This is a genomic window from Qipengyuania oceanensis, from assembly GCF_009827535.1.
Taxonomy (GTDB): Bacteria; Pseudomonadota; Alphaproteobacteria; order Sphingomonadales; family Sphingomonadaceae; genus Qipengyuania_C; species Qipengyuania_C oceanensis.
The window spans coordinates 1,018,296-1,033,430 of the sequence record NZ_WTYN01000001.1 but is presented as its reverse complement, the minus strand read 5'-3'; the positions used below and the strand labels follow the sequence as shown (position 1 = coordinate 1,033,430).

Genomic DNA, 15,135 nt, shown 5'->3' with positions numbered 1-15,135 from the left:
GGGCGCAAGTCCTATCCGTAGCGTTAACCGTTTGTGCCAAGTTAAGCAGCACGTGCATTCCGTGCCCCAGGCTCCGCAAAGGATTACCCAATGAGCATCAATATCGGCCCCGCTGAGAGCGACGACGAGCTGAAGCCCCGCATCACCGTGATCGGTGTCGGCGGCGCGGGCGGCAATGCCATCGCCAACATGATCGACGCCGGCATCGAGGGCGTCGAGTTCCTCGTCGCCAACACCGATGCGCAGGCGCTGTCCAATTCGGCGACCGATGCGCGCATCCAGCTCGGCCCTGACATCACCGGCGGGCTTGGCGCTGGCGCACGCCCCGAAGTCGGCAAGGCTGCCGCGGAAGAAACCGTCGCGGAACTCGAAAAGGCGCTCGAAGGCGTCAACATGTGCTTCATCGCGGCAGGCATGGGCGGCGGCACGGGCACGGGCGCCGCACCGGTCATCGCCGAGGCCGCGCGCCGGATGGGCGTTCTGACCGTCGGCGTGGTGACCAAGCCGTTCCTGTTCGAAGGTACCCGCCGGATGAAGGCCGCGGAATCGGGCATCGAGGAACTGCAGAAGCACGTCGATACGCTGATCGTCATTCCCAACCAGAACCTGTTCCTCGTCGCCAAGGCGGAAACGACGTTCAAGGAAGCCTTCATGCTCGCCGACGAGGTGCTGCAGCAGGGCGTCCGCTCGATCACCGACCTGATGGTGATGCCGGGCCTCATCAACCTCGATTTCGCCGACGTGCGTTCGGTGATGAGCGAGATGGGCAAGGCAATGATGGGCACCGGCGAGGCGGAAGGCGAAAGCCGCGCGCTGCAGGCGGCCGAACAGGCCATCGCCAATCCCCTGCTCGACGGTGTCAGCATGGCCGGCGCCAAGGGCGTCATCATCTCGATCATCGGCGGCGAGGACATGCGCCTGCTCGAAGTCGACGAAGCCGCCAATCACATCCGTGAACTGGTCGACGACGATGCCAACATTATCTGGGGCTCGGCATTCAATCCCGACCTCGAGGGCAAGATCCGCGTTTCGGTCGTGGCTACCGGCATCGATCACACCGCCGTCCCCGGCGAAGCGACGGCGCGTCCGTTCACGCTGAGCGGCGGCCGCGTGCCCAAGCGCCCCGCGCTCGACCTCTCGATGGAGCAGGAAACGGTCGCGGACGACGAACCGCTGGAACTGGGCGCCGCTGCGGAGGCCGGGGCGGGTGACGGTGAGGGTCGCGACGTGCTTGCCGACAATGAACGTGGATCGTTCGGTCTGGGCTCTGCCGAGGACTATACCGACGAAGGCGACGAATTCGACGACGTCGACGATATCGTCGATCCGCTGGCCGGTCTGCGCAACCATGCGGATGAAGAATTCGACGAGTCCGACCGCCTTTCGCCCCCTGCCGATGACAGCGGCCATGCGAGCGGCGTCGCCGCTCCGGGCTTCGGTAACGGTGAGCCGGGCGGCGAGCGCGACACGCTCGATCTCGACGGCATGGGCCAGATTGCCGACGCCGACGGCGGTTCCGACGAACTGCTGCTCGGCTCCGACGAGATGGACGAAAGCGACGGCCTGCTCCAGAGCAAGCAGCCCGGACGGCGCCGCGGCATCCTGGGCGGTGGCTCGGGCGCAGTTGGCGGCGGCGAGGGCCCGGCAGCGGGTGCCGGCGGTCCCCCGGCGGGCAGTTCAGGACAGGGCAGCACGCTGTTCGAACGGATGGCCAACCTTTCGCGCGGCTCGACACCAAGCGACGACGAGGATGATGACGATGACGACAGCAGTTCGTCGTTGTCCATCCCGCGTTTCCTCGGACGGCAGAACAACCAGTAGGGTCGGGCGGCTCGAGGCGGCAGTAAATCTGGCAGCCAGCTTCGCTCGTCTAGCCTGGTGAACGGAGCGTCTCGCCGTCCGTGGCGAACGCCCGCCAGAGCAACTAGATGCCTCACGATGCGTAACGCGTTTTTCCTGTCTGCCGCCGCCCTTTCCGGTGCCGCTCTCGTCATGCCTGCAAACGCGTGGGCACAGGCGAGCGCTGTGGTGCAACCGACGGGCTCGAGCAATGTCGGCGATCTCAATCGCGCTCTCCAGCGCCTCGCGGCCAACCCGCAGAGCGTCGAGGCACTGCTGGAAGCGGGCAACGCGTCGCTACAGGTCGGGGACATCGACGCAGCGATCGGCTTCTTCGGACGTGCCGACGAACTCTCGCCGGGCAATCCGCGCGCCAAGCTGGGCATGGCGGCCGGGTTCATGCGATCGGAAAGGCCGGTCGAGGCGTTGCGTCTCTTCGCCGAGGCGGAGCGTGCCGGCGTGTCCTCGGATACCCTCGCGGGCGATCGCGGGCTGGCCTACGACCTAGTCGGCGACAACGCCCACGCGCAGGAGGAATATCGCAAGCTTCTCGCGCGCGGAGCGAACGACGACATCACCCGGCGGCTGGCCATCAGCCAGGCGATCGGCGGAGATGCCGCGGGCTTCGAGAAGACCTTGCTGCCGCTGCTGCAACGGCGCGATCTCGGTGCCTATCGCGCGCGTGCCTTCGGCCTGGCGATTCTCGGCAAGCCCGACCAGGCGCAGCAGATCGTCGATGCGGTCATGCCACAGGCGATGGCCCGCCAGCTCGAACCCTATTTCAAGTTCATGCCGCAGCTGACCAAATCGCAACAGGCTGCCGCGGCCAATCTCGGACGTTTTCCGCAGGCCGGTCTTATCGGCCAGGACGATCCCCGCCTGATGCGTTACTCGCGCACCGCCGGCGCGGCGTCGACGAGCCCCGGGCGACAGGCCGATGCCAGCCTCACGCCGCAAGGCCCTGCGCTCGACCGGCCCGCCACGCCCGCGGCGCGCCCGACCGCTCCGGCCGCGGCTCCGCAAAGGGTTGCCTCGACCGCCGCGCCTGCTCCTGCAAAGCGACAGTCCCGCTCCCGGCGCACGGCTACGCCCGCCACACCTGCGCCGGTCGATCGCCCGGCCACCGCACCCACTTTCACGCCGATCGCGGCGCCTGCACCCGCCAGCACGCCAAGCGCACAGCCACCGATGGCGAGCCCGGCGAGCACCGCGCAGGTCAGGCCCGACCCATCCGCCGAATTGCCGCCGGTCGGCCCGCCGCTGTCTCCGCCTGCTGCCGGTCCTGCCGCCATCGCCGAGCCCAAGCCGGCGAGCACGCTGATCGGCCGGGTCGCAGTTCCGGCGGATCGGCCCGCCGCGCCCGTGCCCGGTCCAGCCGTCCAGACATCGCCGTCGGCGACGCAGCTCGACCGGGTCATCTCGCAACAATCGGTCGCGCCCGCGACGCCCGTTTCTCAGCCCGCCATTCCCGCCGCGAACCGGCCGCAACCCGAAACCGCGAAACCGAGCGTCTCGATCGCGTTTTCGGGCCTCGATACCGTTGCGCAACCGCAGGCACGCCCGGGGCAGGGTGCGGTGGACATTACCACGATCAAGCCCAAGCGCGAGGTCGTCGCGCCGCCGCCGCCCAGCGAGCCGAGCCGGATCTGGGTGCAGGTTGCGACCGGCAAGGACCTCTCGGCGCTCAAGTTCGACTGGCGGCGGCTCGCGCGCCAGGCTCCGGACGAGCTCGGCAAGTTCACGCCGCACACCGTCACCTGGGGCCAGGCGAATCGCCTGCTCGCCGGGCCCTATGCCAGCGAAGCCGCTGCACGCGCGGCAATCAAGGCTCTGAACGAAAAGGGTATTTCGACCTTCTCCTACACCAGCCCCGAAGGTCAGGCGATTGCCGAACTCAAGTGAGTACACGCGCCGTCCGGGGCGTTTTGCACAGGGTTTGAACAGCGCAGGTCACTTCTCAACAGCGGCATCGAGGCCGTGCGTTGCCAGCGGCCCGGTTAACGATGCATCCACCATTTCGATGGACGTGACGGGAAAAGAAAATGCGGGCCGCTGAAGATACCTACACACCTGGAGACGACGCGGCTCCGCTCGACATGCTGGCGGCACTGTTCGAGGCGCGCGGGTGGAGTTTCACGCGCGAATCGGACGAGGAAGTGTTCGGCGAGATCCAGGGTAGCTGGGCGAAATATCAGCTGCGCTGCATCTGGCGGACCGAGGACAACGTGCTGCAGGTTATCTGCCTGCCCGACATCCGCGTGCCCGAAGCCAAGCGCAAACCTGCCTACGAATTGCTCTCGCTGGTCAACGAGCAGCTGTGGCTCGGCCATTTCGACATCTGGTCGAATGGCAGCGTCCTGCTGTACCGCAATGCGACCATTCTGGGCGACGATGGCCTGCTCAGCATCGCGCAGGCGCAGGCCCTGGTGGAAACGGCGCTCGACGAATGCGATCGGTTCTACCCGGCATTCCAGTTCGTGATGTGGGGCGACAAGGCTCCTCGCGCGGCGCTCGACAGTGCCCTTGTGGATGCGGCGGGCGAAGCCTAACCCGCGCCTCGACAACAGAGGCGGAACTATGAAGACCATCGACGCGATCCTGTTCGTGGGGCTCGGCAACATGGCCGGAGCGATCCTCGACGGCTGGCTGGCGAGCGGGCTGGAACCTGGCCGTTTCAGCGCGATCGATCCGGGCCGCGAGAGCGCACCCGACGGCGTGACCCTGTTGCCCGAGGCACCGGCACAGGGCGAATTCGACCTCGTGATGTTCGGCGTGAAGCCGCAATTGCTCGACGCCGTCGCGCCCACGGTCGAACACGTCGTCGGTCCCGAAACGGTGCTAATGTCGATGCTGGCCGGAGCGCCGGTTTCGACGCTGCGCGAGCACTTCCCGCGCGCCGGGGCTTTCGTGAGGCTGATGCCCAACCTGGCCGCCGCGATCGGTGCCTCGCCCTGCGGGCTGTGGTCCGACGATCTCGACGATGAGACGCGCGCTGGCATCACCCGGCTCGTGGACCGGCTGGGCAGTGCCGAATGGCTCGAGAGCGAGGAGCTGTTTCACCCGTTCACGGCGCTGGCCGGATCGGGTCCGGGTTACGTCTATCGCTTCATCGAGACGCTCGCCCGGGCCGGAGCGGACGTGGGCCTCGATCCCGGACAGGCGGAGCGGATGGCGGTGCAGATGGTCGAAGGCGCGGCGCGGCTGGCGGCGGGTGCCAAGGCTTCGCCCGGCGAGCTGGCGCGGCGCGTGGCGAGCCCCGGCGGTACGACCCAGGCGGGCCTCGACGTGCTCGACGATGGCGATGCGATGCGCACTCTGATGCGCGAGTGTTTGCAGGCAGCCCGCGATCGCAGCGTGGAAATGGCGGGGAAATCCTCGAAAGACGGTTAATTGCAATCGGCGCAACTGAGTCCGGTTTAGCTTGAAACCGCGTGGGTTTCTCCCGATATTGCCACCTGTATCGGCCCCGCTTTCGGAGGCCGGCAACAGGAGTTGACCTAACATGGCCAATTGGAACGAACCCCAGCGCACGGAGCGGCAGGGTTTCGGCTCGGCTTCCGTGCCCCGCACGGGTGATGCTGCCGGCCGCGTCACGTTCGACGCAGGGCTGCGCAAGCACATGCTCTCGATCTACAATTACATGACGTCCGGCGTGCTGCTGACCGGCGTGGTCGCGTTGCTGACCGCGCAATCGGGCCTCGCGGCGAGCTTTGCCAGCGGTCCGCTGATGTGGCTGGTGGCCTTGTCGCCGCTGGCCATCGTCTTCGCGATGAGCTTCGGCGCAAACCGCTTCAGCACCGGCACTCTCCAGATCATGTTCTGGGCCTTCGCGGTGCTCATGGGCCTGTCGCTATCGACGATCTTCCTCGTCTACACCGGCTCCTCGATCGCGGCGACATTCTTCGCCACGGCGGGCGCTTTCGCTGGCCTGAGCCTGTTCGGCTACACCACCAAGAAAGACCTGTCCGCCATGGGCACCTTCCTGGTGATGGGCGTGATCGGCCTGCTGATCGCGATGGTGATCAACATGTTCCTGCAGTCGTCGGGCCTGGACCTGGCGATCAGCTTCATCGGCGTGCTGATCTTCGCAGGCCTCACCGCTTACGATACGCAGCGCCTGAAGCGCGAGTACATGGCAGTGCAGGGCACCCAGTGGGCCGGCAAGTCCATCATCATGGGCGCGCTGACCCTGTACCTCGACTTCATCAACATGTTCCTCTTCCTGCTGCGCTTCATGGGCAGCCGGGAGTAACCCGAACACGCGAATAGTCGCACAAAAGACTCACCTTATCGTGCCCGGAGCGTCCCCGACGTTCCGGGCATTTTCTTTGTCTGCGCCGCTGCTAGGAACGGGATGCTTCATCCCAGAGAAAGGCTCTCTGGTGGATGATCGAAAGATGAGAGAGAACAGGGGCGCGACATGAAATTCACACGGCAGCATTTTCGCTTCGCTGCGGTAACCGGGGCGGTCGCTGCGCTCGCAGCCTGCGCAACCCCGCCGCCTCCGCCTCCGCCTCCGCCGCCGCCTCCTCCCCCGCCGGTCGTGATCCCGCCGCGTCCGCTGCCGCCGATGGGCGCAGTCGGCACGATGGTCATACCGCGCGTCGGGTTCGACGGGGTCCGCCAGACGGTCAACGCCAATCTGACGCCTGCCCAGATGACCTGGAACCTGCGCAGCGCGCTCAATGTCGCGGCGCTCAACTGCCTCGACCCGCAGCACGCCGCCATCCTGCCGAACTACAAGGCTTTGCTCGATAACCATGCGAGCGCCCTGTCGGCAGCCAATCGGGCGCTGGCGAGCGAGTTCCGCCAGAAGTACGGTGCGACCTACCGCGACGTGCAGGATTCCTACATGACGCAGGTCTACAACTATTTCGCCCTGCCGCCCGCGCAGGATGCGTTCTGCGACGTGGCCCTGAGCGTCAGCACCGAGCTTCTCGCGGTCGAGAAGGGTAATCTCGACAGTTTCTCGGCGATCGCGCTGCCGCGTATCGAGGGCGTGTTCGAGAATTTCTTCCGCGCCTACGAGCAGTACCGCGTCGATCTCGCGGCTTGGGATTCACGTTACGGTCCGCCCGTGGTGACCACCACCGCGACCGGGTACGTCAATCCGCTCGACCCGGCCGTCAACATTCCGGCAGGAACGACGACCGTCGGGACCATGCCAGCGACCCAGCCGATCGCGGGCGCGCAACCGGTGGTGAGTGTGCCTGTCGCGCCGTCGACGGCGACCGGGACGGTGGTCAATACCGGCGTGCAGCAGTCCGCCGCGTCCAGCGCCGGGCAGGCACCGGTCAGCGGGCCGATCGTGCGCACGGTCGATCCGACTGCCCCGCAGCCCGAAACCGGCGCGGCCTACGGCCCGACTGCAGGCCCGGATCCTCAGTAGCTGCACTTTGTCCTTTGCAGGCCCACGGGCCTTCGCTAAAGCGCGCATCCGCGCTGGCTCGCGAGGGGCCGCGCCTGACGATGGAACGGGGCCGTAGCTCAGTTGGGAGAGCGCGTCGTTCGCAATGACGAGGTCAGCGGTTCGATCCCGCTCGGCTCCACCATCGCGCCAATCACCACGCACCGCTGGCGCTTCGGCGCGCGAATGCCTATCTGGCGCCCATGCATTTTCTCGACCAAGCCAAGATCTTCCTCAAGTCCGGCGCGGGCGGCCCCGGCGCCGTCAGCTTCCGGCGCGAGAAGTACGTCGAATACGGCGGACCCGACGGCGGTAACGGCGGCAAGGGCGGCGACATTGTCATCGAAGCCGTGGCGGGCCTCAATACGCTCATCGATTTCCGCTATTCGCAGCATTTCAAGGCCAAGCGCGGCAATCACGGCCAGGGCCGGGACCAGACGGGCGCGGGTGCGCCCGACCTGGTGATCAAGGTCCCCGTGGGAACGCAGATCCTGTCCGAGGACAAGGAAGACGTTCTCGCCGATTTCACCGAGGTCGGCCAGCGGATCGTGTTCCTCGAAGGCGGCATGGGCGGGCGCGGCAACGCCAGCTACAAGTCCTCGACCAACCGTGCCCCGCGCCAGCACCAGCCGGGCGAAGCAGGCGAGGAAATGTGGGTCTGGCTGCGGCTGAAGCTGCTGGCGGACGTAGGCCTGCTCGGCCTACCCAATGCGGGCAAGTCGACCTTCATCAACCAGATCACCAACACGCGGGCCAAGGTCGGCGACTACGCGTTCACGACGCTGATCCCCAAGCTGGGCGTGGTACGGCACAAGGGACGCGAATTCGTCCTGGCCGACATTCCCGGGTTGATCGAGGGCGCGGCCGACGGCGCGGGTATCGGCGACCGTTTCCTCGGCCATATCGAACGCTGCCGGGTGCTGATCCATTTGATCGACATTTCCGGGACCGGCGATGCCGATCCGGTGGAAGCGATGCGGGTCGTCGAGGGCGAGCTCGAAGCCTATGGCGCGGGTCTTTCGGACAAGCCGCGGCTCGTCGCGCTGAACAAGCTCGACCTTGCCGACGAGGAGCTTGCGGCCGGTTTCGCGGACGAATTGCTCGCTGCGGGTGCGGACGAAGTCTTCGCGATCTCCGGCGCGACCGGCGAAGGGATCGAGCCGCTGCTCGATGCAGTGCTCGGCTACCTGCCGGAAAAGACCTCCACCGAAACGCATGGCGCCGAAGTCGAGGACAGCGAAACCGAGGCGGACTGGTCGCCCCTCGACTGAACCCTTCAAAAGCGGGCCTGCAACGGCTAACTGCCACACCCATGGCAATCGAAACCCTTCTGGACTTCCGCTCGCCCGACACCTGCAAGAGGCTCGTCATCAAGATCGGCAGCAACCTGCTGGTCGATGGCGAGGGGCGGTTGCGCACCGAATGGCTGCGCACGGTCGTTCTTGAGGTCAAGACTGCGCGCGACCGCGGGCAGGAGGTCGTGATCGTGAGTTCGGGCGCGATCGCGCTGGGTGCGGCGAAGATGGGCATCGAAGGCGGCGGACGCAGCACATTGTCCGAAGCGCAGGCGTGCGCCGCGGTCGGGCAGATCGCCCTGGCCAGCGCCTGGTCGGACCTGCTGGCGGAGCAGGACCTGCTCGCCGCGCAGATGCTGCTGACGCTGGACGATTTCGAATCCCGCCGGCGCTATCTCAATGCTTCGGCGACTTTCGACAGGCTGTTGTCTGAAGGGGTCGTCCCGGTCGTCAACGAGAACGACACGATCGCGGTCAGCGAGATCCGCTTCGGCGACAACGACCGGCTGGCGGCACGCGTCGCGCAGGCGTGCACTGCCGATGGTGTGATCCTGTTGACCGATGTCGACGGCCTCTACGATCGCCATCCCAACGAACCGGGGGCCGAGCGCCTGTCGCAGGTGCGCGGCGTGACCGACGAGATCCATGCCATGGCTTCCGCCGAAAGCGGATCGAGCGTGGGGACCGGCGGCATGACCTCCAAGCTGCTCGCCGCCGAAATCGCCGAACGTGCGGGAATTGCGCTCGCCATCATGAACGGCTCGGAGGACGTGCCGATGAGCCGCGCGCTGGCTGCCAACAGCGCGACGCTGTTCTTGCCCAAGCGCGGCGACAGCGCCCGCAAGGCATGGATCGGCGGGCGCTTGCGCTTTGCGGGATCGATCACGGTCGACCAGGGGTGCGTCGATGCCCTGCGCGAGAACAAGAGCCTGCTCGCCGCCGGGATCACGGGGGTCGAGGGCAAGTTCGAACGCGGCGACGTCATTCCCGTCCACGCGCCGGACGGTCGGATGATCGCCAAGGGCGTGGTCGAATACGAATGGCACGAGGTCGAGGTGATCAAGGGCCGCAGCGGCATCGAATTGCGTACGATTCTCGGCTACGCCCCGCGGGCGGCGGTGATCCACCGCGACCATCTGGTCATGCTGTGACCGCGCCGGGAATTATCGCTTTCACCGGCGGAACCGGCTTCGTCGGGCAGGCGGTGTGCGATGCGATCGAGCGGCAGGGACTGGAGGCGCGGGCGCTGGCCCGGCGAATCCCCGATGATCGGCGGACCGGCATCGAGTGGGTCCAGGGCGACCTGGCCAATCGTGATGCGCTCGCCCGCTTGATCGATGGCGCTGCCTGCGTGATCCACATCGCCGGGCTGACCAACACGCCCGATCCGGCCCAGTTCGATACCGTCAACGTGGACGGCACGCGCAATGTCGTCGCGGCGTGCAAGGCGGCGGGCGTGAAGCGACTGGTGCTGGTATCCTCGCTTTCGGCCCGCAAGCCGGAACTGTCGCGCTACGGCGCTTCCAAGGCGAAGGCGGAGGAAGTCGTGCAGGCAAGCGGGCTTGACTGGACCATCGTGCGGCCACCCGCTGTCTACGGCCCACGCGACACCGAGATGTTCGAACTGTTTCGCGGCGCGAAGTGGGGTTTCGTACCGCTGCCGCCGGGAGGCGCGACGTCGATCATCCACGCGGACGACCTGGCGGAACTCCTCGTCTGCCTGGCCGGTCCTGCCTCTTCGCAATCTGGGGACACCATACGGCGGCGCCTTTTCGAACCCGACGACGGGCGCGAGGGCGGCTGGGCGCACAAGGAACTGGCCCGGGCCATCGGCAAGGCGGTTCGCCGGCCGGTGTTCGCACCGCACATCCCCGAACGCTGGCTCTACAAGGCCGCCGCGCTCGACCGGAAATTTCGCGGCGACAAGGCCAAGCTGACCGAGGACCGGGTAGGCTACATGGTCCATCCCAACTGGGTCTCTCGCTTCGACCGCGACGTGCCCGAAACCGTCTGGACCCCGCGCATTTCCGGCGAACAGGGCCTCGCTGCGACGGCGCGCTGGTACCGCGAGCAAGGTTGGCTCTGACACCGCCGATTTGGTGAATCCACGCTTCACGAATACTGTCCCCCCGGGTTCGCGAGTCGGGCACGCGGCGAACGGTCGTTGCCCTCGATACCGTGAAGGGGAAATCATGAAGAAAATCATTGCTGTCGCCACGCTGGCGATTGTTACTGCCTGTTCGCAGGCAGAGCCTGCGCCGGAGCCGACCGAAGAAGCCGTCGCGGAAACCGAAGTCATGGCCGCCGACGGACAGTCGCCCGTAGGGACCTACAAGATCACTCTGGCCGATGGCAGCGAGTACACCGAAGTACTCTCGCCCGACGGAACCTATACATCGACCGGTCCCGACGGTCAGGTCGAGAGCGGCAGGTGGGAGCAGCGTTCTCCCGAGCAATACTGCTCGGTCAAGGACGAGCAGTTCCGCGAAGAGGGCGATAGCGACGAGATGGAGTGCAGCACCGAAGGCATCGATGAAGCCGGCGTCTGGACTTCGACCAACACCAAGGGCGAGACAGTCACCGTAGCCCGTGCGGATGCTGCGGCACCCGCCGCAGAACCTGCCGCGGCAGAGTAAATCAGCCACGCATGCGAAAGGGCATCGGGGTTCGCGCCCCGGTGCCCTTTTCCGTTATCGGCTCAGAGGAACGGTTCGTAGCCCGGGGGCAGGTCGGTCTCTTCCTCGCCCGGGGTATGGATCCCGCATTCGGTCTTGTCCCAGCCCTTCCAGCGGCCGGAGCGCGGGTCTTCCCCCGCCGCGACCTTGCTCGTGCAGGGCGAGCATCCGATCGACGGATAGCCTTGCGCGATCAGCGGGTGACGCGGCAGGCCGTGCTTTTCGAAATAGGCATCGATGTCCTCGGCGCTCCAGTCGATCAGCGGATTGATCTTCAGCCGCCCCTGGTCGTCGGAAGTATCGATTTCGAAACGCGGCAGGTTGGCGCGCGTTGCCGCCTGGAATGCCTTGCGACCGGTGAAGCTCGCATCGTAATTAGCCAGCGCCTTGGCCAGCGGCTTGACCTTGCGGATTTCGCAGCAGCCGTCGGGATCGTAAGACCAGCGCAGCCCTGTCTCGTCCTTGGCCTGCAACTCTTCGAGGTCGGGATGCAGGTTGACGAGATTGGTCAGCCCCAGCTGCTCGACCAGCGCATCGCGATAGGCAAGCGTTTCGGCGAAATGCTTGCCGGTTTCGAGGAAGAGGACAGGGGTCGCCGGATCGATCTGCGCGATCAGGTGCAGCAGCACCGCGCTTTCCGCGCCGAAGCTCGAAACGGCTGCGGTGTCGCCCGCCAGATTGCCCTCGATCACCGCGCGCAGCCATTCTTCCGTCTCGCTGCCGCGAAACATCCGGTTGAGACGGATCGCGTCGTGGTCCGTGAACCGCGGGGAGGTGTCGATCCGGTCGATGGCGCGCATCTGGTTCATGCGTGCCTCTTGTTCCAGATGGGCACGCGCGAATCGGCGGCCTGCTGGTAGACTTCGGGCCAGCGGTCGAGCGCGGCCTCGACATCGGCCTTGTCGAGCGGCTGGTCCGGTTCGAAAGCGTCGAAGCCGCAGCGGCGCATATAGGCGACCTGGTCGACGAGCACGTCGCCCACCGCCCGCAATTCGCCTTCGTAACCGGCCTCGCGCAGGATGCGGGCGGAGGAGTAGCCGCGGCCGTCGCCGAATGCCGGAAAATTGACCTCGACCAGCTGGATCCGATCGAGATGCGCAATCAGTTCGCGCGCATCGTCGCCCGGTTCGATGCGGACCGCGCTGGCATTGGTCTGTCCGACGAAGCTGTCTACGGTCACTGCCGGGTGATCGACCGGCTCGTCGTCGCGATAACGCAGGATATCAGCCATAAAGCGCCTCCTTGAACGGCTCCATGCCGATGCGTCGGTAAGTGTCGAGGAAGCGTTCGCCATCCTGGCGTTCGCGCAGGTAGACGTCGGCGGCGGTTTCGACCGCGTCGACGATGCCGTCCTCGGAGAAACCCGGGCCGGTGATCTTGCCGAGGCTCACGTCTTCGGCCTCGCTGCCGCCGAGCAGCAGCTGGTAGTTCTCGACGCCTTTCTTGTCGACGCCGAGGATCCCGATGTGGCCCGCGTGGTGATGCCCGCAGGCATTGATGCAGCCGGAAATCTTGAGCTTTAGCTGGCCGAGCGCATCGCCCTTGCCATTGGCCTCGAAGCGTTCGGAAATCTTCTGCGCCACGGGAATGCTGCGCGCATTGGCGAGGCTGCAATAATCGAGACCCGGGCAGGCGATGATGTCGCCGACCTGGTCGAGATTGGGCGTTCCCAGGCCCGCCGCCTCCAGCCTGGTCCACAGGGCGTGGAGATCGGCAATCCTCACGTGCGGCAGGACGATATTCTGCGTGTGCATCACGCGGCATTCGTCGAAGCTGTATTCCTTTGCGAGCTCCGCCATCAGGTGCATCTGCTCGGTGCTGGCATCGCCCGGAATGCCGCCGACGGGCTTGAGCGAGATGACCGCGCTGACATAGCCCGGCGCCTTGTGCGGATGCGTGTTGCGATCGACCCACAAGGCGAAATCGGGGTCCGAGCGGTCGATGTCCGCGGGTGCATCGGCTTCGAAAGCCGGGTCTTCGAAGAAGGTGCGGATCCGCTCCAGCTCGGCGAAAGGCGGTTCTACACCGGCATCGAGCAGGTGCTGGTACTCTTCCTCGACCTGGCGCGTGTATTCGTCCTTGCCCAGTTCGTGGACGAGGATCTTGATCCGTGCCTTGTACTTGTTGTCGCGCCTTCCGTAGCGATTGTAGACGCGCAAGCACGCCTCGGCATAGGTGATCAGCCGATCGAGCGGCACGAACTCGTTGATGCAAGGCGCGATCATCGGGGTCCGGCCCATGCCGCCACCCACGTAGAAGGCAGCGCCAAGCTCGCCCGCATCATTCCTGACGATCTGGATGCCGATATCGTGCAACCGCATGGCTGCGCGATCGGTGTCGCTGGCGATCACCGCGATCTTGAACTTGCGCGGCAGATAGCTGAATTCGGGATGGAAGCTCGACCACTGGCGCATCAGCTCGGCATAGGGGCGCGGATCGACCAGCTCGTCTGCCGCTGCGCCGGCGAAATGATCGGAACTGATGTTGCGGATGCAATTGCCGCTCGTCTGGATCGCATGCATCTCGACCTTCGCCAGGTCCGCGAGCAGGTCGGGCGCTTCCTCCAGCTTGATCCAGTTGTACTGGATATTCTGCCTGGTGGTGAAGTGGCCGTAGCCGCGATCGTACTTGTCTGCAATGTCGGCCAGCGCATGCATCTGCGCGGAATTGAGCGTGCCGTAGGGCACTGCCACGCGCAGCATGTAGGCGTGCAGCTGCAGATAGAGGCCGTTCATCAGCCGAAGCGGCTTGAACTGGTCTTCGGTCAGCTTGCCTTCGAGGCGGCGGCGGCACTGGTCGCGGAATTCCGCGACGCGCGTGTCGACCATTTCCTGGTCGTATTGGTCGTAGAGATACATCAGATTACCCAGTCGCGGTGGTCGGGATCGGCGGGCTTGAGGGTGAGATCGGGGCGCACGGTCGGTCCCAGCGCTCGGATGCGGTCCTTGATGTGCGTCGGGCGAGGGGTGCCGTCGGCATCCTTCTCGCCATCGATCACATAGGGTGCGTTGACGCGGCGCGCGGCCTCCTCGCGCTTGGCGATGGCTTCCGCCTGTTCGCCCGCGTCGACCGCGTCTTCGATGTGGATCGACCAGTCGACGCCGGTCCACCAGGTGACGGCGCCCGACTTCAGGTCGTTGCCGGTGACGATCTTCATTGCGCGACCTCCTGCGCGAGCTGTGCCAGTGCGACCGTGTCGCGTGCCGTGACCTCGCCGATCACGATCAGTGCCGGGCTTTTCACGGCCTCCGCTTCGACGACGTCGGGCAGGGCGGCGAGCGGCCCGCGCAGCACCCGCATGTCGGGACGGCAGGCGTTCTCGATCACGGCGAGCGGCATGTCGGGGGCAAGGCCATCCGCCATGAGCTTTTCGGCGATCTGCGGCGCGGTCTTTACGCCCATGTAGATGACGAGGGTGCGGCCCTTGCCGGCAAGGCCGGCCCAATCCTGCTCCGCCAGCCCCTTGCATTGGCCGGCGACGAAGCTGACCACGCTTGCCGCGTCGCGGTGGGTGAGCGCGATTTGTGCTGCTGCCGCAGCGCCGTTGGCTGCGGATATGCCGGGGACGATTTCGACCCGGATTCCGGCGGCGTGGGCGGCTTCGGCCTCCTCGCCTCCGCGACCGAAGACCAGCGGATCGCCGCCCTTGAGGCGCACGACGTCGCGACCGGCGAGCGCCTCGCGTACCAGCAGCGCGCAGATGTCGTCCTGGGGAAGGGTGTGCCGTGCCCGGCTCTTGGCGACCGAGACAAGCTCGGCATCGGGCCGCGCCATGGCGAGGATCGCCCGGTCGACCAGCCCGTCGTGCACGATCAGCTCCGCATGCTCGATGAGCCGTGCTGCGCGCAGCGTCAGCAGGTCCGGATCGCCCGGCCCGGCGCCGACAAGATAGATGGTTCCGCTTTTTGCCATGGGAGGC

At 66.2% G+C, this 15,135-nt stretch carries 15 protein-coding genes and 1 tRNA gene; 11 read left to right on the top strand and 5 right to left on the bottom strand.

The genetic code is table 11. The annotated features are described in order from the left end of the window. Positions 1-90: 90 nt before the first annotated feature. The 11 genes from ftsZ to GRI48_RS04965 all read left to right on the top strand — a co-directional run bounded on the left by ftsZ (position 91) and on the right by GRI48_RS04965 (position 11,177). Complete coding sequence (ftsZ, locus tag GRI48_RS05015) at positions 91-1,821, top strand: cell division protein FtsZ (RefSeq protein WP_160672290.1); 1,731 nt, start codon at positions 91-93, stop codon at positions 1,819-1,821. Between the two features lie 117 nt (positions 1,822-1,938). Next, positions 1,939-3,741 (top strand): tetratricopeptide repeat protein, encoded by a 1,803-nt coding sequence (locus tag GRI48_RS05010; protein ID WP_160672287.1) that lies wholly within the window; start codon positions 1,939-1,941, stop codon positions 3,739-3,741. A gap of 140 nt (positions 3,742-3,881) precedes the next feature. Then, positions 3,882-4,388, top strand: coding sequence for a type III secretion system chaperone family protein (locus GRI48_RS05005; RefSeq protein ID WP_160672284.1), 507 nt, complete (start codon positions 3,882-3,884; stop codon positions 4,386-4,388). Between the two features lie 28 nt (positions 4,389-4,416). Beyond that, positions 4,417-5,229 carry a pyrroline-5-carboxylate reductase family protein gene (locus tag GRI48_RS05000; RefSeq protein ID WP_160672281.1) on the top strand — a complete coding sequence of 271 codons (813 nt, stop codon included), beginning with the start codon at positions 4,417-4,419 and terminating at the stop codon, positions 5,227-5,229. A gap of 112 nt (positions 5,230-5,341) precedes the next feature. Further along, positions 5,342-6,091 carry a Bax inhibitor-1/YccA family protein gene (locus GRI48_RS04995; protein WP_160672278.1) on the top strand — a complete coding sequence of 250 codons (750 nt, stop codon included), beginning with the start codon at positions 5,342-5,344 and terminating at the stop codon, positions 6,089-6,091. A 168-nt stretch (positions 6,092-6,259) separates the two neighbouring features. Continuing rightward, positions 6,260-7,228 carry a hypothetical protein gene (locus GRI48_RS04990; protein ID WP_202389182.1) on the top strand — a complete coding sequence of 323 codons (969 nt, stop codon included), beginning with the start codon at positions 6,260-6,262 and terminating at the stop codon, positions 7,226-7,228. Positions 7,229-7,315: 87 nt separating this feature from the next. Further along, positions 7,316-7,391 (top strand) — tRNA-Ala (locus tag GRI48_RS04985). 58 nt (positions 7,392-7,449) lie between these two features. Beyond that, positions 7,450-8,517, top strand: coding sequence for an Obg family GTPase CgtA (gene cgtA / locus GRI48_RS04980; RefSeq protein WP_160672272.1), 1,068 nt, complete (start codon positions 7,450-7,452; stop codon positions 8,515-8,517). A gap of 41 nt (positions 8,518-8,558) precedes the next feature. Then, a complete protein-coding gene (gene proB / locus GRI48_RS04975; RefSeq protein ID WP_160672269.1) occupies positions 8,559-9,692 on the top strand; it encodes a glutamate 5-kinase in 1,134 nt (377 codons plus the stop codon). After that, positions 9,689-10,627 carry an NAD-dependent epimerase/dehydratase family protein gene (locus GRI48_RS04970; protein ID WP_337190770.1) on the top strand — a complete coding sequence of 313 codons (939 nt, stop codon included), beginning with the start codon at positions 9,689-9,691 and terminating at the stop codon, positions 10,625-10,627. Before proB ends, GRI48_RS04970 begins: the two co-directional genes overlap by 4 nt. A 106-nt stretch (positions 10,628-10,733) precedes the next feature. Then, positions 10,734-11,177 carry a hypothetical protein gene (locus tag GRI48_RS04965; RefSeq protein WP_160672263.1) on the top strand — a complete coding sequence of 148 codons (444 nt, stop codon included), beginning with the start codon at positions 10,734-10,736 and terminating at the stop codon, positions 11,175-11,177. Between the two features lie 62 nt (positions 11,178-11,239). Here the strand turns inward: GRI48_RS04965 and GRI48_RS04960 are convergent, their stop codons facing one another. Genes GRI48_RS04960 through cobA form a run of 5 tightly spaced genes read right to left on the bottom strand, consistent with a single transcriptional unit; the run spans position 11,240 to position 15,128 of the window. Further along, a complete protein-coding gene (locus GRI48_RS04960; RefSeq protein WP_160672260.1) occupies positions 11,240-12,025 on the bottom strand; it encodes a phosphoadenylyl-sulfate reductase in 786 nt (261 codons plus the stop codon). Next, a complete protein-coding gene (locus GRI48_RS04955; RefSeq protein ID WP_160672257.1) occupies positions 12,022-12,447 on the bottom strand; it encodes a DUF934 domain-containing protein in 426 nt (141 codons plus the stop codon). The genes GRI48_RS04960 and GRI48_RS04955 overlap by 4 nt, the downstream gene beginning before the upstream one ends. Beyond that, positions 12,440-14,074 carry a nitrite/sulfite reductase gene (locus tag GRI48_RS04950; protein ID WP_160672254.1) on the bottom strand — a complete coding sequence of 545 codons (1,635 nt, stop codon included), beginning with the start codon at positions 14,072-14,074 and terminating at the stop codon, positions 12,440-12,442. Before GRI48_RS04950 ends, GRI48_RS04955 begins: the two co-directional genes overlap by 8 nt. Next, a complete protein-coding gene (locus GRI48_RS04945) occupies positions 14,074-14,373 on the bottom strand; it encodes a DUF2849 domain-containing protein (RefSeq protein ID WP_160672251.1) in 300 nt (99 codons plus the stop codon). Before GRI48_RS04945 ends, GRI48_RS04950 begins: the two co-directional genes overlap by 1 nt. After that, the gene (cobA, locus tag GRI48_RS04940) at positions 14,370-15,128 is read right to left on the bottom strand and encodes a uroporphyrinogen-III C-methyltransferase (RefSeq protein WP_160672248.1); all 759 of its coding nucleotides are present in this window, start codon (positions 15,126-15,128) and stop codon (positions 14,370-14,372) included. Before cobA ends, GRI48_RS04945 begins: the two co-directional genes overlap by 4 nt. Between the last annotated feature and the right edge of the window lie 7 nt (positions 15,129-15,135).